Here is an 18137-nt window from a genome sequence, read left to right on the forward strand (position 1 = left end):
AACGCAAAGATTCACAAAATTTTGCGTAGCTCTGAGAATCTTTGTGAATCTCTGTGAAACAACAAAAGAAAATGCTTGCAAAAAGAATCATACCTTGTTTAGATATAAAAAACGGAAGAACCGTAAAAGGCGTTAATTTCGTTGATTTGCGTGATGCCGGAGATCCTGTGGAATTGGCAGCAATTTACTCGGCTGAAGGCGCAGATGAACTGGTTTTTCTGGATATTTCGGCAACCGAAGAAAGACGCAAAACACTTGTGAATATGGTGCGCAGCGTGGCAGAAAAAATCAATATTCCGTTTACAGTTGGTGGTGGAATTTCATCTGTGGAAGATGTTGAAGTTCTGTTGAATAACGGAGCTGATAAAGTTTCTATCAATTCATCAGCAGTGAAAAATCCGCAGTTGATAAACGATTTGGCACAGAAATTTGGAAGTCAATGTGTTGTTGTGGCTATCGATGCCAAACAAATTGACGGACAATGGATAGTGCATTTAGTTGGTGGAAAAGTGCCAACAGAATTAAATTTATTTGATTGGGCAGTAGAAGTGGCTGAAAGAGGTGCAGGAGAAATTTTATTCACCTCGATGGATAATGACGGAACCAAAAACGGATTCGCAAACGAAGCTTTGGCTAAACTTTCAGAATTGGTAAATATTCCGATTATCGCTTCTGGTGGTGCTGGAAATATACAGCATTTCGTAGATTCATTTCAAAAAGGAAAAGCAGACGCCGCTTTGGCAGCAAGTGTTTTTCATTTTAAAGAAATTGAAATCAAAAGTTTGAAACAAGAATTAAGAAACAACAATATAGAAGTTAGAATTTGAGAAGAAATTCCAATTTTTTAAATTCCAAATTCCAATAATCTGAGTTAGAGATTAATCTAAAATCTGAACTCTAAAATCTAAAATAAAAATGGAAATCGATATCAAAAGCGCACACGGATTAATTCCGGCTATAATTCAGGATTCAGAAACTAAAAATGTGCTGATGCTGGGGTATATGAACGAAGAATCGCTTCAAAAAACAATAGAAACGCAAAAAGTAACTTTTTTCAGTCGTTCCAAACAAAGACTTTGGACAAAAGGCGAGGAGAGCGGTAACTTTTTAAATTTAGTAAGCATCAAAAATGACTGCGATGGCGATACACTTTTGATTCAGGCAAAACCTGTTGGACCAACTTGTCACACCGGTGCCGATACTTGCTGGCAGGAACCAAATGATGCGAATTATGGTTTTATTTCTCAGTTAGAAAACACCATCAAAACACGAAGAGAAAATGCTGATTCGGAAAAAAGTTATGTTGCTTCTTTATTCGAAAAAGGAATCAATAAAATTGCACAGAAAGTTGGTGAAGAAGCAGTAGAAGTGGTGATTGAAGCTAAAGATGATAATGATGATTTATTCCTTAGCGAAAGCGCCGATTTGCTTTTTCATTATCTAATTTTATTGCAAGCAAAGGGATATCAATTGAATGATGTTGTTGAAGTTTTGAAAAAGCGTCAAAAGTAATATTTAGAACAAGTTTTGTCATTTCGACCGAAGGGAGACCCGAGCGATAGCGAACAGGCGAAGCAAATCACACTAGTTAATCGACAAAGATTGGAGATATCTTTGCGGAGTTTCTAGTGTGATTTCTCCCTTCGGTCGAAATGACAAAAAAATATGTTATTTTAGTATTAAATAATATTGATATGAGATTAGTTGTATGCCTGCTTTTATTTTTAGTTCCGACTTTAAACTATGGCTTTAAAAAAAATGTTATGCCATATTCAATAGTGATTTCTAGAGCAATTTTAATTGTTGACGGAACAGTCTCGAAAGTCTCAAAAAATGATTATCAATTTACAATAAGTCAGTTCATAAAAGGGAAATCAAGTTCGAAAATCAATGTAAATATTTGGAAGGAATGGATTTGTGATTCCAGAATAAAAGAATTAAAAGCAGGTCAAAGATTAATTTTGTTTTTGGAAAAGTCATCAAATGGCAATTATTATCCAATTAATGATAGTACGGGAGAATTGTATGTAGATGATAATACTTTTCCAAATATATTTCTCCCAAAAGATTTTTCAAATCCAACAGTTTTAAAGAAAGGTATCGCTATGTTTTTGGAAACCTATACGTATTATGGAAATTTTAATGATAGATTTTATCAAAATTTGTATTTTGTACGCAATAAATCTATTTTTGAAGTTTATAGAATAGCAAAAAATAATACAGCTTTTATGTTTTTAGTTAATGATGCAGAGTATTTTAAGCCAACAGAATTTACAGCAATTTTTCTACCAAATAATTAATATTCTACAAACTCAAAAACAGCAAATTCTTCTGGTTGATGAAAACCAAATTTAGCACTGTTATACGGTTGTAAAGCTTGGTATTCAATTATTTTTCCATAATCAATCCTAAAAAGATTTCCCTTCCATTTTGTTCCGTTTTTCGGTATCTTAAAACCACTATCTTTAATTTTCACTAGACCGGCAAAAGGAATTTTTATTTCAGTGGTAAATCCGTTAATTGTTGTTTTACTGGCAGTTTCTAAGCCGGAAACATCAAAATCGATAGAGGTATTCCATCCACCGCAATCGGGCGAAATACATTTTATCAGCATATCGTAGTAGGTTGAAAAGGCATTTACGCCAATTTCAAGATAATTTTTTCCGTCTCCATCCGGATCAATAAAAATTTCAACCAAATCATCTGTTTCATAGATTTTAGAATCTTTCGGCTGTAATTTCCCTATAATTTCAGCATCTTCAACGCGATACGCTACATAAAGATTGTTTTCATTCCACGAAAGTGCAACAAAAGTATTTTGCGAGGCTTTTTCACCTGAGTTGTGAATCTTGAAAGTACCTAAAAATGGAGCTTTCCACTCTGATAAATCTCCATCGATTCTGATTTCTTTACTCGTTTTATAAATAGGGATATGCTGTGCGTAATTTGCAAATCCAGTAATTATAAGGCAAAGACAGTAGAAGACTTTAGTATTCATGAAAATGGAAAAACTTTTAAAACTGCTAAAATAGAGAAGTTTAATGAAATTTTACGTCAGGAGCTTTAAATCAAAACTGTTAAATTCTCAAAAAAATGGCAATATTGTTTACATTTGTCAGAATTATCAAATGGTATACGTTTACATTTTTTTAAAACTGCAATAATGAAAAAATATTTTAATAGCGCTTTAATTGCCTTTTTTATTGGTCTGATTTCCAACGCTCAAGGGCTTTTAAATAAATCAGAAACCGTTTTCACGCATCAGGACACATTGCGTGGCAGTATTACCAAAGAAAGAGCTTGGTGGGATTTAAAATATTATCATTTAAATGTAAAAGTAAACCCAAAAGAGAAAACAATTTCAGGATCAAATACTGTTCGATATACTGTTTTAACGGAAAACAACAGAATGCAGATTGACTTGCAGGAACCCATGAATATTACAAAGGTTACTCAAAACGGCAAAGAGCTAAAATTTGAAAGAGATGGAAATGCTTTCTTCATCACTTTAACTGAAAAACAAAAAGTAGGAGACACAAAAGAAATTGTGATTTCATACAATGGAAAACCAAAAGAAGCAGTTAGAGCACCTTGGGACGGAGGATTTTCATGGAAAAAAGATAAAAACGGAAAAGATTTTATCGCCACATCTTGTCAGGGTTTAGGCGCAAGTGTTTGGTGGCCATGTAAAGATCATATGTACGATGAAGTAGAAAATATGTTAATTAGTGTAAATGTTCCTGGAGATTTAACAGAGGTTTCTAACGGAAGACTACAAAGCGTTAAAAAAGAAAAAGACGGAACTAAAACTTTTAACTGGTATGTTTCCAACCCGATTAATAATTACGGCGTAAACATCAATATTGGAGATTATGTAAATTTTTTTGAAGTATTTAAAGGAGAAAAAGGCAATTTGGATTGTAGTTATTATGTGTTGAGAGATAATTTGGCTTTAGCTAAAGAACATTTCAAAGATGCTCCAAAAATGCTGAAAGCCTTTGAAAATTGGTTTGGACCTTATCCATTTTATGAAGACAGTTACAAATTGGTTGAAGTTCCTTATTTAGGTATGGAACATCAAAGTTCTGTAACTTACGGAAATCAATACAAACAAGGATATTTAGGAAAAGATTTAAGCGGAACCGGCTGGGGATTAAAATTTGATTTTATTATTATTCACGAATCTGGCCACGAATGGTTTGCTAATAATATTACCTATAAAGATATCGCTGACATGTGGATTCATGAAAGTTTTACCAATTATTCTGAAAGCTTGTTTTTGGAATATTATTACGGAAAAGAAGCTGGTGCAGAATATGTTATAGGCTGCAGACAAAATATCGAAAATGACAAGCCAATTATTGGTCATTATGATGTGAATAATGAAGGTTCAGGAGATATGTATCCAAAAGGTGCTAATATGCTTCATACAATTCGTCAAATTATTAATGATGATGCCAAATGGAAATCGATTTTAAGAGGTCTTAATAAGACTTTTTATCATCAGACCGTAACTTCTAAGCAGATTCAGGATTATATAAATGATCATTCGGGAGTGAACTTTAACCGCGTTTTTGCTCAGTATTTGACGACAACTAAGATTCCGGTTTTTGAATACATGTTTAAAAACGGTACTTTGGGCTATCACTGGACCAATTGCGTAGCTAAATTTGATATGCCAGTAAAAGTTAAAATCAACGGAGAAGAAACCTGGTTGATACCAACAACAGAATGGCAGTCTATCAAAACAGATAATGAAGACAGAAAACTGGAAGTAGATAAAAATTTCTATGTAACGACTTCTAATATAATCGAATAAAAAATTCGATAAATTCCAATTTTAAATCCCAAATTCCTCCCGAAGTTCAGGAGTGGAGTTTGGGATTTTTTTTACGGATTTTTGGATAAAATCCGAAAGGTTTTAATATCTGTCAGATTTGTTGCTATTAAGAGCAGTTTGTCATTTCGACCGAAGGGAGAAATCGCACTAGCATTTCCGCAAAGTAAATGACCAATCTTTGCAGAGTTTCGAGTGTGATTTCTCCCTTCAGTAGAAATGACAAAAGGTTTGAAAACTATAGTTTTTTCAAACCTTTTTGGAATTTGGATTTTTTTTATTGGAATTTTTAAAAAATCACCTATTGTTCAACTTTGCTTTTTCCTTAATGATGTCAGCAATTTTTCGGTTTTCTATTTTGCTTTCAAGCCATGAAATAATGTCAAGATACAAAAATGCTCTTTTTTCATAGGTGCTTTTTTCTAATTCAACAAAGCGGGCGTGCATTTTCTTAAACTCTTTTTTGATATCAGCTGGGTAAAAATTATTTAAGTTTCTTAAGAATTTAATGATCTCTTTTTGCACTTCATGAAGATCATTCATTTTAATCAAAAACTTATACGTGTTTTTAAGATGATTTTCTAAATAATAATCTTTTCCGATTTCGTAATGAGCAATCAATGATAACAATCTGGCAAAACACATCAGGTCTTCACGCATAGTCAAGTTCTTGTTGTTGATGATTTTGTCTAGATAGAAAATACATTCATTATATTTCTCAATCCCGAAGTAGATAGAGGCTATTTTGTAGAAAAACAACATTTCGTGATGTTCATCAAGATGGTCGCTGTGCAACTTTAGTTTCTCTAAAATTTCTGGAATTAGATATTCGCTTTCAGCGAAAGTTCCTGCCAAAATATGCAAATTCAGCTTGTTGTTATAAACATAAAGAAAAGACAACGAAGCAATATTGTCATTTACCGGAAATTTAGGGTCGACAATAGTTTCCTCCAGTTTGTTCAAATATTTTTTGAAATTAGATTTGTACTTCAGCATATAAAGTGATTCCAGAAAATAATGATTTCCTTTTAGAAAAAACACAGGATTAAGATAAATCATATTAGGATTATCATAAAACAGTGTTACCCATTTATAGGCAAATTTATAGCTGGCCAGAAAATCCTGAACCAAAAAGCTTCTCCAAAGACTAGCATTATAAAACCAGTATTTTTCTCTAAAACCAAACTTGCTTTCGTCTAGTTTTGCGATATGCCTGTTAAAATAATCGTCTATATATTTGTACTCGGCATCACTTTTTACATAACCAGTTTTCAGCATGATTCCATACAACTGAAGAGATAAATTCGATAATTTGCTTGAAATTGTATTTCGGTAATTCAATTCTTTTGCCTGAATGACAAGCTCGTCGGCTCGTCCTTGGATACTTCGAGTAATATACTGCGATTCTATTAATTTTTCGAATTCAACAATTTCATACGCCATATATTTTTCGTCATTCTCCAAAGCTTGCTGTTTTGTCTTGTCTAAAATCTTCAAACTCTGCTTGTACAACCCTTTATTGTAGAGAATAACGGCAAAATCCATTTGCTCTCGAAGTTGATAACGAATGTTCTGACTTGGAATATTCAGTCTGATGCTCACTAGAATCTGTTTGTACAGGTATGATTTTAAGTTAGATAACTGTACTTTTTGTATAATGCCACTTTTAAGAATAAGCTTTTCATCGTAAGTTTCAGATTTATCCAAAATATTAAACAATTCAATAAATTTTGTATTAGAGCTGGTTTCTAATCGGCTTGCGAAAATTTTAAATTGTCTTTTTTCTGATTTTGATAGTGATTTTATTAATACAAATAAGAAATCTTTTTGATGGTTAGCCATTGTAAAAAATAATAATATAACTTATTGATATTCAAATATTTGATATGCTATAAATTGTTTTATGAACAGTATAATTTCATTAAAATGAATTTCGTACTGCATTACTTCAATATATATTTGTTATCAAGATGTGAAATTACATTAAATAAATGAATATGAATAGAGAGAAAGTTCAAATTTTTGACACCACTTTACGCGACGGCGAACAGGTCCCAGGATGTAAGTTAGATACTAAACAGAAATTAGTTATCGCAGAACGACTAGATCAAATGGGGGTTGATATCATCGAAGCAGGCTTTCCTGTGTCAAGTCCAGGCGATTTTTTATCGGTCTCTGAGATTTGTAAAATTGTCGAAAACGCAACAGTTTGTGGCCTTACAAGAGCCGTAAAAAACGATATTGACGTTGCGGCGGCAGCACTTAAAAATGCTAAAAAACCTAGAATCCATACCGGAATCGGAACTTCAGAATCTCATATCCTCCACAAATTACAAACCACTCCAGAAGATATTATTGCTAGAGCAAAATTTGCTGTTGCGCATGCAAAATCATATGTAGAAGACGTTGAGTTTTATGCAGAAGATGCAGGTAGAACAGATAATGCTTTCTTGGCCAAAGTATGTGAAGAAGTTATTAAGTCGGGAGCAACTGTTTTAAATATTCCGGATACAACTGGATATTGCTTGCCGGAAGAATATGGAGCAAAAATCAAATATCTTAAAGAAAACGTAAAAGGAATTGAAAATGTAATCCTTTCGTGCCATTGCCATAACGATTTAGGAATGGCTACTGCAAACTCAATTGCGGGAGCTATCAACGGAGCAAGACAAATAGAATGCACCATCAATGGTATCGGCGAAAGAGCCGGAAATACAGCTCTTGAAGAAGTAGTAATGATTTTTAAACAACATCCTTACTTAAATCTTGATACAAATATTAATACGAAAGAATTAAACGCAATGAGCCGTTTGGTTTCTGAAAGCATGGGAATGATTGTACAACCAAACAAGGCCATTGTTGGTGCAAATGCATTTGCTCACAGCTCAGGAATTCACCAAGACGGTGTTATCAAAAACAGAGCAACATACGAAATCATGGATCCGCTTGATGTAGGAGTAAATGAATCGTCAATTATATTAACTGCCAGAAGCGGAAGAGCGGCTTTGGCTTACCGTGCTAAAAAAGTAGGGTACGAACTCACAAAAGTACAATTGGATATTGTATACATTGAGTTCTTGAAATTTGCGGATATCAAAAAAGAGGTTTTAGATTCTGATATTCATCAAATTATTGAGGCATCTAAGATAGAAGGAGACTTAATTAGAAGCTAATTATTAAAGTAGGAACAATAAAGGATTTAAATACATAAAGAACGAGACGTTATGAATTTGAAAATTGCAGTTTTGCCGGGAGATGGAATTGGGCCTGAAGTTATTTTACAAGCTAAGAAAGCATTATATGCTATTGCTGAAGTTTATAATCATGAATTTGTTTTTGAAGACGCACTCATGGGAGCTGTTGCAATTGATAAAACTGGAAATCCGTTGCCGGAGCAAACATTAAATCTCTGTCTAAATACAGATGCAGTTCTGCTTGGCGCTATTGGTGATCCAAAATATGACAACAATCCAAATGCAAAGGTTCGTCCGGAACAAGGATTATTAAGACTTCGCAAAGAATTGGGTTTGTTTGCTAACATCCGTCCGATTAAGCCATACAAAGCGTTAATCGAAGCTTCTCCTTTAAAAAGAGAAATTATTGAAGGAGCTGATTTTACAATTTTCAGAGAATTAACAGGTGGTGCTTATTTTGGTGCAAAAACACTGAATGAAGAAGGAACACACGCCTCAGATTTATGTGAATATACAGAAGAAGAAATCACCAGAATTGCACATCTGGCTTTTAAAGCGGCTCAAAAACGACGCAAAAAGCTAACAATGGTTGATAAAGCAAATGTTTTGGAAACTTCAAGATTGTGGAGAAAAGTAGTTCAGAAAGTGAGCGAAAATTATCCAGACGTTAAGCTTGATTTCTTATTTGTGGATAATGCGGCAATGCAGTTGATTTTAAATCCAAAACAATTTGATGTGATTTTGACTGAGAATTTGTTCGGAGATATTCTATCGGATGAAGCCAGCGTAATTACAGGATCTATTGGTTTATTGCCATCTGTATCTTTAGGAGAAAAAAATGCTTTGTTTGAGCCGATTCATGGATCATATCCTCAGGCAAAAGGAAAAAATATCGCAAATCCGATTGCTTCAATTTTAGCTGCAGGACTTTTATTAGAGCATTTTGGATTGACCAAAGAAGCGAATGTTGTCTTTAAAGCGGTAGAAAAAGCAATTGAATACAAAGTAGTTACAATCGATTTAAAGCCAGACTCCAAATTCGGCACAAACGAAGTAGGAGAGTTTGTTTCGAACTTTATTTTCAGCAAAGACGATTTGCTGTATTTTAATAATGACAATGTTACTATTGGACAATCTACAATTGTTTAATATTTTCTGTTAAAAAGTAAAGATAATAACAAGAAGTATCGAAAATGTTGAGATTTTATTTTTTTAGTTCCCTGAGTTTTTATACTTTTGTAACGCTAAAAAAATGAAATGATGCAAATCTCAATTATTATTATTTCTGTCGTTGTTGTCAATGTGATTCACACATCTGCATCGGGAATGTTATAAATATAATTGAAAAACTATATTACAAACCTTCCAAATACTGGAAGGTTTTTTTTTGAATAAAAATTAAAAAATAAAATAAACAATAATGGAATTAAATAAGTACAGCAAGACCATCACTCAAGATCAAACACAGCCTGCGGCGCAAGCGATGTTGTACGGAATTGGTTTAACTGAAGAAGATTTGAAAAAAGCACAAGTCGGGATTGTGAGCATGGGTTACGATGGGAACACGTGTAACATGCACTTGAATGATTTAGCAAAAGATGTTAAAAAAGGTGTTTGGGATGCAGATCTTGTCGGACTTATTTTTAATACCATTGGTGTCAGTGATGGTATTTCTAACGGAACTGAAGGAATGCGTTACTCATTGGTTTCTAGAGATGTAATTGCCGATTCTATCGAAACGGTTGTTGGTGCGCAATGGTATGATGGCGTAATTGCAATTCCAGGTTGTGATAAGAATATGCCTGGAGCATTAATCGCTATGGGAAGACTGAATCGCCCTGCAATGATGGTTTACGGAGGTTCTATTCATTCAGGAAAATGGAAAGGTGAATCACTGAATATTGTTTCTGCTTTTGAAGCTTTAGGAAAAAAAGTGAGAAACGAAATTACTCCAGAAGATTTTAAAGGTGTTATCCAAAACTCTTGTCCTGGTCCAGGAGCATGTGGCGGAATGTACACTGCAAATACAATGTCTTCTGCAATTGAAGCTTTAGGAATGAGTTTGCCTTATAGTTCTTCAAATCCAGCTTTGAGCCAGGAAAAAAGAGACGAATGCGCCGCTGCCGGAGCTGCAATCAGAATTTTATTAGAAAAAGATATTAAGCCAAGAGACATCATGACTCGCAAAGCTTTCGAAAATGCGATTACTATTGTGGCTGTTTTAGGAGGTTCTACAAATGCGGTAATGCACTTGATCGCAATGGCACATTCTGTTGGAATTGAAATCACTTTGGATGATTTTCAAGCTATTAACGACAGAACACCAGTATTGGCAGATATGAAGCCAAGTGGCAAATATATGATGGAAGACATTCATGCTGTTGGAGGTATTCCAGCAGTAATGAAATATTTATTGAAAGTTGGACTTATTCATGGAGACTGTTTGACGGTTACTGGAAAAACAGTTGCTGAAAACTTAGCTTCAACTCCAGATTTACAAGACGGTCAAGAAGTAATTCACGAAATACAAAAAGCCTTAAAGCCAACAGGAAATATTCAGGTTTTATACGGAAATCTTGCTTCTGAAGGTGCTGTTGCAAAAATCAGTGGTAAAGAAGGGGAGTATTTCGAAGGGCCAGCTGTTGTATTTGAAGGTGAATTTGAGGTAATTCCAGGTCTTCAAGCCGGAAAAATTAAACCAGGTAATGTAGTCGTCATTAGAGGTTGTGGACCAAAAGGTGGTCCGGGAATGCCTGAAATGCTAAAGCCTACATCTGCCATTATCGGAGCTGGATTAGGAAGCAGCTGTGCACTAATTACAGACGGTAGATTCTCGGGCGGTTCGCACGGTTTCGTGGTAGGGCACGTTACACCAGAAGCATATGACGGTGGAGGTATTGCGCTAGTAAAAGATGGAGATTTGATTGCTATCGATGCGGTGAAAAATACAATCGACCTGAAGATATCTGACGAAGAGTTTGCAGCCAGAAAAGCAGCTTGGGTTAAGCCGCCATTAAAAGTTGACAGAGGAGTTTTGCTTAAATATGCCAGATCGGTTTCAAGTGCATCTACAGGTTGCGTAACCGATAAATAATCGACAAAAAGAATGAATTTGATAAAACTCAGATTCTAAAAAATATTACCACAATGGGAAAAATAAGAATATCAGGCGCTGAAGCCGTTATTAGATGTTTACTAGAAGAAGGCGTAGATTTAATTTATGGTTATCCAGGAGGAGCTATAATGCCGGTTTACGACGAATTATATAAATTTCAAGATCAACTGCACCATGTATTAGTGCGTCACGAGCAAGGTGCAACTCACGCCGCTCAAGGATATGCAAGAGCAACAGGAAAAGTAGGAGTGGCTATTGCTACTTCGGGACCTGGAGCTACAAATTTGGTTACTGGAATTGCTGATGCACAGATAGATTCTACACCAATGGTTTGCATTACAGGTCAGGTAGGAAGACATTTACTGGGTTCTGATGCTTTTCAGGAAACTGATATTATCGGAATTTCGACTCCAGTTACAAAATGGAATTTTCAGGTTACTGAAGCTTCTCAGATTCCTGAAATTATGGCCAAAGCATTTTATATTGCACGTTCAGGCCGTCCAGGTCCTGTATTGGTAGATATCACTAAAAATGCTCAGTTTGACGAGTTCGATTTTAGTTATGAAAAATGTACTGGAATTAGAAGCTATAATCCGGTTCCGAAATTAAAATTAGATAAAGTTGCCGAAGCCGCGGCGCTGATTAACAGTGCTAAAAAGCCTTTAATCGTTTTCGGTCAGGGAATTATCCTTGGAAGAGCTGAGGCTGAATTTAAAGCGGTAGTAGAAAAATCTGGAATTCCTGCAGCTTGGACTATTTTAGGGCTTTCGGCACTTCCGACCGATCATCCTCTAAATGTTGGGATGCTGGGGATGCATGGAAATTACGCTCCAAATATTAAAACAAATGAATGCGATGTTTTAATTGCATTTGGAATGCGTTTTGACGACCGTGTTACTGGAAATTTGAATACCTACGCAAAACAGGCAAAAGTAATTCATTTCGAAATCGATCCAGCTGAGATTGATAAAAACGTAAAAACAGAAATAGCTGTTTTAGGAGATGTAAAAGAATCGTTAGCGGCGCTTTTACCATTGATCGACCAAAAATCTCATGAAGCTTGGCATAATGAATTCAAAGAATTGCATAAAATCGAATATGACACTGTAATTAAAGACGAATTGAATCCGAGTGAAGATAAAGGAATTTCAATGGGCGAAACTATTGAAATGATCAATAAACATTCAAAAGGTGATGCTATTATCGTTTCTGATGTTGGACAGCACCAAATGTTTGCTTGCCGTTACGCAAAATTCAATTCAACAAAAAGTAATATTACTTCTGGTGGGTTAGGAACAATGGGTTTTGCGCTTCCGGCGGCAATTGGAGCAAAAATGGGGCAACCTGAAAGAGAAGTGGTAGCGATTATTGGTGATGGAGGTTTCCAAATGACTATTCAGGAACTTGGAACAATTTTTCAGACACAAGTACCGGTAAAAATCGTGATTCTTAATAATGAATTTTTAGGAATGGTGCGTCAATGGCAGGAATTGTTCTTTGACAACAGATATGCTTCAACAAGAATGACAAACCCAAATTTTGTTGCCATTGCAGAAGGTTATCATATTAAATCTAAAAAAGTGACACAAAGAGAAGATTTGGATGCGGCTGTAGCAGAAATGCTTGCTTCAAAAGATTCTTATTTCTTGGAAGTTATGATTGAAAAAGAGAATAACGTCTTCCCAATGATTCCAACGGGAGCATGTGTTTCTGAGATTAGATTAAGCTAAAAAAGTTTCATGTTTCAAGTTTCAAGTTTCAAGTTCAATAACCTGAAACTTGAAACCTGAAACAAAAATAAACTAAAACAAAATGGAAGATAAAACATTCACCATATCAGTATATTCAGAAAATAATGTAGGTTTATTAAATAGAATATCAGGAATATTCTTAAAGCGTCACATTAACATACTAAGTCTAAACGTTTCAGAATCAGAAATAGAAAATGTTTCAAGATTCATCATAGTAGTAAATACTACAGAAAAATGGGTTCAGAACATTGTTGGTCAAATAGAAAAGCAGATTGATGTTATAAAAGCATTTTATCATACAGACGAAGAGACTATTTTTTTAGAAAATGCTTTGTTCAAGATCGCTTCAAGTTTGTTGTTTGACGAAAAGCAAATACAAAACATTATTAAAGAAAGCCAGTCAACGATTGTTACTGTTTCTAGGGATTTCTTTGTGATTTCTAAATCAGGAAGACGTTCAGAAATAGAAGAACTGTACAATAAATTCAAACCATATGGAATCATGCAGTTTGTACGTTCAGGCAGGATTTCGGTTTCTAAAGAAAAAATGGAAATTTCATCACTTTTAGAAACATTCAAATAGTATCATTTTACAAACAGTTTAGCTGTTATATTAATCATTTTAAATTACACAACATTAAATATTTTAAAACAAAATGGCAAATTATTTCAATACATTACCACTTAGGTTACAATTAGAACAATTAGGAGTTTGCGAATTCATGGAGCAATCAGAATTTGCAGACGGAATTGCAGCATTGGCTGGAAAAAAAGTTGTAATTGTGGGCTGTGGAGCGCAAGGTTTGAATCAGGGATTAAATATGAGAGATTCTGGTTTGGATATTTCTTATGCATTACGTGCAGATGCAATAGCTGAAAAAAGAGCTTCTTTTAAAAATGCTTCAGAAAACGGTTTTACTGTAGGAACTTATGAAGAATTGATCCCAACTGCAGATTTAGTTTGTAACCTTACACCAGACAAGCAGCATACAGCAGTGGTTAATGCAATTATGCCATTAATGAAACAAGGTTCTACTTTAGCTTATTCTCACGGATTCAACATTGTAGAAGAAGGAATGCAGATTCGTAAGGATATCACTGTAATTATGTGCGCTCCTAAATGTCCAGGATCAGAAGTTCGTGAAGAATACAAAAGAGGTTTTGGTGTACCAACACTTATTGCGGTTCACCCAGAAAATGATCCAAACGGATTTGGTTTAGATCAAGCAAAAGCGTATGCAGTGGCAACTGGCGGGCATAGAGCAGGAGTTTTAAGATCATCATTTGTAGCTGAAGTAAAATCAGATTTAATGGGTGAGCAGACCATTCTTTGCGGTTTACTTCAAACGGGATCTATTTTATGCTTTGATAAAATGGTTGAAAAAGGAATCGACGCTGCTTACGCTTCAAAATTAATTCAGTACGGATGGGAGACTATCACAGAGGCGTTAAAACACGGTGGTATCACCAATATGATGGATCGTCTAAATAATCCTTCAAAAATTAAAGCTTACGAAATTGCTGAAGAATTAAAAGAAATCATGCGCCCATTATTCCAGAAACATCAGGATGATATTATTTCTGGCGAATTTTCAAGAACTATGATGATTGATTGGGCTAACGATGATGCTAACTTGTTGAAATGGAGAGCTGCAACAGGAGAAACTAACTTCGAAAAAACAGCACCACAAGAAGCTCCAATCGCAGAACAAGAATATTTTGATAATGGCGTTTTGATGATTGCAATGGTTAAAGCCGGAGTTGAGTTGGCTTTTGAAACTATGACAGAAGCAGGAATTATCGAAGAATCTGCTTACTATGAGTCATTACACGAATTGCCATTAATTGCAAATACTATCGCTAGAAAGAAATTATTCGAAATGAATCGCGTAATTTCTGATACTGCTGAGTACGGATGTTATTTGTTTGATCATGCTTGCAAGCCGTTGTTGACGGATTACATGAAAAAAGTAGAAACAAATATCATCGGTAAACCGTTTTCAACTTCAAATGGTGTAGATAATACAGTACTTATTGCGGTAAACAAAGCAATTCGCCAACATCCTATCGAAGAAGTAGGAGAGTGGTTAAGAGAGTCAATGACCGCAATGAAAAAAATTGGATAATTAAGAAATTGGGAATTCCCGAGCTTTTACAGACCGGGATTTGCACTGTATCGTAGTTTTATATAATATTTTGAATTAGTAAGCACTTATTAATGAAATGGATATAGATGCAAAATTGCATTCACTTAACTTCAATATGTAAGTTAAGTGAAGCAGCTCCCTATCAGGAGTATATAAGTATACTTGTTGAAATTTCTGTTTTGATTAATAAAAGTGCTGCTATGTTCAAAAGATTTGTTTTGGATGCACTGTATAATATTAATTGTTATTGAAATTTGTTAAATTTAAAAGGCATAATATCATAATTATTATGCCTTTTTTTCGATTCTAATTTTGACCGAAAAAACATTTTTTTATAAAAATCATATAAATATGTCTTATTTTATTAAAGAAATGCTTTTTTTTGATAAAATTAATAGAATAAATAATTTTAAGAATACGAGCAGATTTAATACTTTTATAAAAAAATTCAACAAACGATGAGCTATTACAAAATAGAAAACTTAGAACAGTATTTTAAGCATTATAACAAGTCAATAAGAGAACCAAGAAAATTTTGGGGAAAAATAGCTGAGGAAAATTTTACGTGGTACCAGCAATGGGAAAAAGTTGTTGATTTTAATATGGCTGAAGCTGAAGTAAAATGGTTTACTGATGCCAAAGTTAACATTACTAAAAACTGTATTGACAGACATTTAAGCAAAAGAGGAGATAAAACGGCGATTATTTTTGAGCCAAATGATCCTGCTGAAGATGCTTTACATATATCGTACAATGAATTGTACGAAAGAGTTTCAAGAATGGCAAACGTCTTGCGTGATCAAGGTGTTCGCAAAGGAGATAGAGTTTGTATTTACCTTCCGATGATTCCTGAGCTTGCGGTTGCGGTTTTAGCTTGTGCAAGAATTGGAGCTATTCACTCGGTTATTTTTGCAGGATTTTCTGATTCTGCCGTTGCTGCGAGAATCAATGATTGCGAGTGTAAAATGGTGATTACTTCAGATGGAGGTTATAGAGGAAACAAAACAATTGATTTAAAAGGAATTGTAGATGAGGCGTTAAAAACTTGTCCTTCTGTTTCTAAAGTTTTGGTTGTAAAAAGAACCAATACTGAAGTAAAAATGACAGAAGGTCGCGATGAATGGCTACAGCCACTTTTAGATGCTGCTTTAGATAACAGTGTTGCTGAAATTATGGATGCTGAAGATCCGTTGTTTATTCTGTATACCTCTGGATCTACTGGAAAACCTAAGGGAATGGTGCATACTACAGCCGGTTATATGGTGTATACGGCCTATACTTTTAAAAATGTTTTCAGCCACGAAGAAAATGACATTTTCTGGTGTACTGCAGACATCGGATGGATTACAGGACATTCTTATATATTATACGGACCTTTATTAAATGGAGGAACCACTGTAATTTTTGAAGGAGTGCCGTCTTATCCTGATTTTAGCCGTTTTTGGGAAATAATCGAAAAACATAAAATTACGCAGTTCTATACTGCACCGACTGCAATTCGTTCGTTGGCAAAAGAGAGTTTAGATTACATCCAAAAATATCCACTTAAATCTCTTAAAGTAATTGGTTCTGTAGGAGAACCGATTAACGAAGAGGCTTGGCACTGGTTTAATGATCACGTTGGTGATAAAAGATGTCCAGTGGTTGATACTTGGTGGCAAACAGAAACTGGTGGCATCATGATTTCACCAATTGCTTTTGTAACTCCGACAAAACCAACGTATGCTACATTGCCGTTACCGGGAATTCAGCCTGTTTTGATGGATGAAAAGCGTAACGAAATTGAAGGAAATCAGGTAGTTGGTAGTTTGTGTATCAAATTTCCATGGCCTGGGATTGCGAGAACAATCTGGGGTAACCATGATAGATACAAAGAAACCTATTTCTCAGCGTTTCCTGGAAAATATTTTACAGGAGACGGTGCATTAAGAGACGAAGTTGGGTATTACAGAATTACAGGAAGGGTAGACGATGTTGTAATTGTTTCTGGTCATAATCTAGGAACGGCTCCAATTGAGGATGCTATTAATGAGCATCAGGCCGTTGCAGAGTCTGCAATTGTTGGATTCCCTCATGAAATCAAAGGAAATGCTTTGTACGGATTTGTAATTTTGAAAGAAACTGGAGAAGTTAGAAATAAAGAAAACTTAACAAAAGAAATCAATCAGTATATAGCAGATCACATTGGTCCAATTGCTAAACTGGATAAAATTCAGTTTGTATCGGGTCTGCCAAAAACACGTTCTGGAAAAATTATGCGTAGAATTTTACGTAAAATTGCCGAAGGTGATTTTTCTAATTTCGGTGACACAACTACTTTGTTAAATCCTGAAGTTGTGGAGCAGATTATGAACGAAAGAGTTTAATTCGTTTAATATCGATACATAAAAAACAAAAATGCCTCTTGTAACTAAGAGGCATTTTTTTTATGTTTTGATGAGAATAGATTTTCTTTTTTTTTGAATATAAATTCTCTTATTTTTTAATGATTTATCCAAAGTGTTGCTGAAAATTTAAGAAAATTTTACTTTCACAAGAAAAAAATCCAATATAATTTTCTAATAAAAAAAAACTATTTTAGCTTTAAACTTCAATAGTATTAAGATGAGTAAAACAAAAGATTTTTTAGATAGCCTTTCAGATCATGAGCTGTCATTTTTTGTTACTTACAAGTTGAGCGACTATATGTACGATACACAACAAGTAATTAAAGATTATGTTCAAGCCAGAAATTTGAGTCAGAAAACTATAAAACAATTTGTTGCAAATCCTATATCGCATAATTATGAAAATGCAAAATGTTGTCCTAGATGCGGCAGTGATAAACTTCTGAGAACTGAGGTACAATGGACACAAACGCAAAATAAATCTGAAATAACTTGGATTGAAATCGATAGATTCAACGAAGGAGGAATGGTTTATAGAGATGAAATCGTTTGTAATATCTGTAATTTTTGCCTACAAGATCCAAACCATAAAAAAAGTGGAAGAGAAAAATGGTTGTTTTGGGATTTTTTTAGCTCAATTTTTGATTAAATTAAAGCTTGAAAATTTGAAACTACTGTATTCAAAACAGAAAAAACCTTTCTGAAT

Annotated in this window: 14 protein-coding genes; 12 read left to right on the plus strand and 2 right to left on the minus strand. The window is 34.4% G+C overall.

The window, feature by feature from the left end:
• Nucleotides 1-71: 71 nt before the first annotated feature.
• The 3 genes from hisF to E0W73_RS13375 all read left to right on the plus strand — a co-directional run bounded on the left by hisF (nucleotide 72) and on the right by E0W73_RS13375 (nucleotide 2300).
• A complete protein-coding gene (gene hisF / locus E0W73_RS13365) occupies nucleotides 72-827 on the plus strand; it encodes an imidazole glycerol phosphate synthase subunit HisF (protein ID WP_135222578.1) in 756 nt (251 codons plus the stop codon).
• 82 nt (nucleotides 828-909) lie between these two features.
• Entirely contained in the window at nucleotides 910-1512 is a 603-nt protein-coding gene (gene hisIE / locus E0W73_RS13370) for a bifunctional phosphoribosyl-AMP cyclohydrolase/phosphoribosyl-ATP diphosphatase HisIE (protein WP_317129331.1), read from the plus strand.
• A 140-nt stretch (nucleotides 1513-1652) separates the two neighbouring features.
• On the plus strand, nucleotides 1653-2300 hold the full coding sequence (locus E0W73_RS13375; protein ID WP_135222580.1) for a hypothetical protein: 648 nt from the start codon (nucleotides 1653-1655) through the stop codon (nucleotides 2298-2300).
• On the opposite strand, the gene E0W73_RS13380 is transcribed toward E0W73_RS13375, so the two are convergent.
• Complete coding sequence (locus E0W73_RS13380; protein ID WP_135222581.1) at nucleotides 2297-2998, minus strand: carbohydrate-binding family 9-like protein; 702 nt, start codon at nucleotides 2996-2998, stop codon at nucleotides 2297-2299. The two genes, E0W73_RS13375 and E0W73_RS13380, sit on opposite strands and share 4 nt — an antisense overlap.
• A gap of 165 nt (nucleotides 2999-3163) precedes the next feature.
• On the opposite strand from E0W73_RS13380, the gene E0W73_RS13385 reads away from it, so the two are divergent.
• Entirely contained in the window at nucleotides 3164-4819 is a 1656-nt protein-coding gene (locus E0W73_RS13385) for a M1 family metallopeptidase (protein ID WP_135222582.1), read from the plus strand.
• Between the two features lie 315 nt (nucleotides 4820-5134).
• Here E0W73_RS13385 and E0W73_RS13390 read toward each other — a convergent pair whose 3' ends face one another.
• Entirely contained in the window at nucleotides 5135-6679 is a 1545-nt protein-coding gene (locus tag E0W73_RS13390) for a hypothetical protein (RefSeq protein ID WP_135222583.1), read from the minus strand.
• Between the two features lie 155 nt (nucleotides 6680-6834).
• Here E0W73_RS13390 and E0W73_RS13395 point away from each other — a divergent pair, with 155 nt between their 5' ends.
• The 8 genes from E0W73_RS13395 to E0W73_RS13430 all read left to right on the plus strand — a co-directional run bounded on the left by E0W73_RS13395 (nucleotide 6835) and on the right by E0W73_RS13430 (nucleotide 18080).
• Nucleotides 6835-8010: a 2-isopropylmalate synthase gene (locus E0W73_RS13395; protein WP_135222584.1), complete on the plus strand. Its 1176-nt coding sequence runs from the start codon at nucleotides 6835-6837 to the stop codon at nucleotides 8008-8010.
• Between the two features lie 51 nt (nucleotides 8011-8061).
• Nucleotides 8062-9180, plus strand: a complete 1119-nt coding sequence (gene leuB / locus E0W73_RS13400; RefSeq protein ID WP_135222585.1) for a 3-isopropylmalate dehydrogenase — start codon at nucleotides 8062-8064, stop codon at nucleotides 9178-9180.
• A gap of 271 nt (nucleotides 9181-9451) precedes the next feature.
• The gene (ilvD, locus tag E0W73_RS13405) at nucleotides 9452-11125 is read left to right on the plus strand and encodes a dihydroxy-acid dehydratase (RefSeq protein ID WP_135222586.1); all 1674 of its coding nucleotides are present in this window, start codon (nucleotides 9452-9454) and stop codon (nucleotides 11123-11125) included.
• 53 nt (nucleotides 11126-11178) lie between these two features.
• On the plus strand, nucleotides 11179-12876 hold the full coding sequence (gene ilvB, locus E0W73_RS13410; protein ID WP_135222587.1) for a biosynthetic-type acetolactate synthase large subunit: 1698 nt from the start codon (nucleotides 11179-11181) through the stop codon (nucleotides 12874-12876).
• An 82-nt stretch (nucleotides 12877-12958) separates the two neighbouring features.
• The gene (gene ilvN, locus E0W73_RS13415; RefSeq protein ID WP_135222588.1) at nucleotides 12959-13480 is read left to right on the plus strand and encodes an acetolactate synthase small subunit; all 522 of its coding nucleotides are present in this window, start codon (nucleotides 12959-12961) and stop codon (nucleotides 13478-13480) included.
• A 73-nt stretch (nucleotides 13481-13553) separates the two neighbouring features.
• Nucleotides 13554-15023 (plus strand): ketol-acid reductoisomerase, encoded by a 1470-nt coding sequence (ilvC, locus tag E0W73_RS13420; protein WP_135222589.1) that lies wholly within the window; start codon nucleotides 13554-13556, stop codon nucleotides 15021-15023.
• Between the two features lie 479 nt (nucleotides 15024-15502).
• A complete protein-coding gene (gene acs / locus E0W73_RS13425; protein WP_135222590.1) occupies nucleotides 15503-17410 on the plus strand; it encodes an acetate--CoA ligase in 1908 nt (635 codons plus the stop codon).
• 238 nt (nucleotides 17411-17648) lie between these two features.
• Nucleotides 17649-18080, plus strand: a complete 432-nt coding sequence (locus tag E0W73_RS13430; protein ID WP_135222591.1) for a hypothetical protein — start codon at nucleotides 17649-17651, stop codon at nucleotides 18078-18080.
• The last annotated feature ends 57 nt before the right edge of the window (nucleotides 18081-18137 follow it).

Source organism: Flavobacterium foetidum (genome assembly GCF_004634245.1).
Lineage (GTDB): Bacteria > Bacteroidota > Bacteroidia > Flavobacteriales > Flavobacteriaceae > Flavobacterium > Flavobacterium foetidum.

What these genes read in the sequence shown, in the direction of transcription:
- E0W73_RS13395 (WP_135222584.1), top strand. Translation starts at nt 6,835, where the DNA reads ATGAATAGAGAGAAAGTTCAAATTTTTGACACCACTTTACGCGACGGC.
- hisF (WP_135222578.1), top strand. Translation starts at nt 72, where the DNA reads ATGCTTGCAAAAAGAATCATACCTTGTTTAGATATAAAAAACGGAAGA.
- E0W73_RS13375 (WP_135222580.1), top strand. Translation starts at nt 1,653, where the DNA reads ATGACAAAAAAATATGTTATTTTAGTATTAAATAATATTGATATGAGA.
- E0W73_RS13385 (WP_135222582.1), top strand. Translation starts at nt 3,164, where the DNA reads ATGAAAAAATATTTTAATAGCGCTTTAATTGCCTTTTTTATTGGTCTG.
- ilvC (WP_135222589.1), top strand. Translation starts at nt 13,554, where the DNA reads ATGGCAAATTATTTCAATACATTACCACTTAGGTTACAATTAGAACAA.
- E0W73_RS13390 (WP_135222583.1), bottom strand. Translation starts at nt 6,679, where the DNA reads ATGGCTAACCATCAAAAAGATTTCTTATTTGTATTAATAAAATCACTA.
- ilvN (WP_135222588.1), top strand. Translation starts at nt 12,959, where the DNA reads ATGGAAGATAAAACATTCACCATATCAGTATATTCAGAAAATAATGTA.
- ilvB (WP_135222587.1), top strand. Translation starts at nt 11,179, where the DNA reads ATGGGAAAAATAAGAATATCAGGCGCTGAAGCCGTTATTAGATGTTTA.
- leuB (WP_135222585.1), top strand. Translation starts at nt 8,062, where the DNA reads ATGAATTTGAAAATTGCAGTTTTGCCGGGAGATGGAATTGGGCCTGAA.
- ilvD (WP_135222586.1), top strand. Translation starts at nt 9,452, where the DNA reads ATGGAATTAAATAAGTACAGCAAGACCATCACTCAAGATCAAACACAG.
- E0W73_RS13380 (WP_135222581.1), bottom strand. Translation starts at nt 2,998, where the DNA reads ATGAATACTAAAGTCTTCTACTGTCTTTGCCTTATAATTACTGGATTT.
- E0W73_RS13430 (WP_135222591.1), top strand. Translation starts at nt 17,649, where the DNA reads ATGAGTAAAACAAAAGATTTTTTAGATAGCCTTTCAGATCATGAGCTG.
- acs (WP_135222590.1), top strand. Translation starts at nt 15,503, where the DNA reads ATGAGCTATTACAAAATAGAAAACTTAGAACAGTATTTTAAGCATTAT.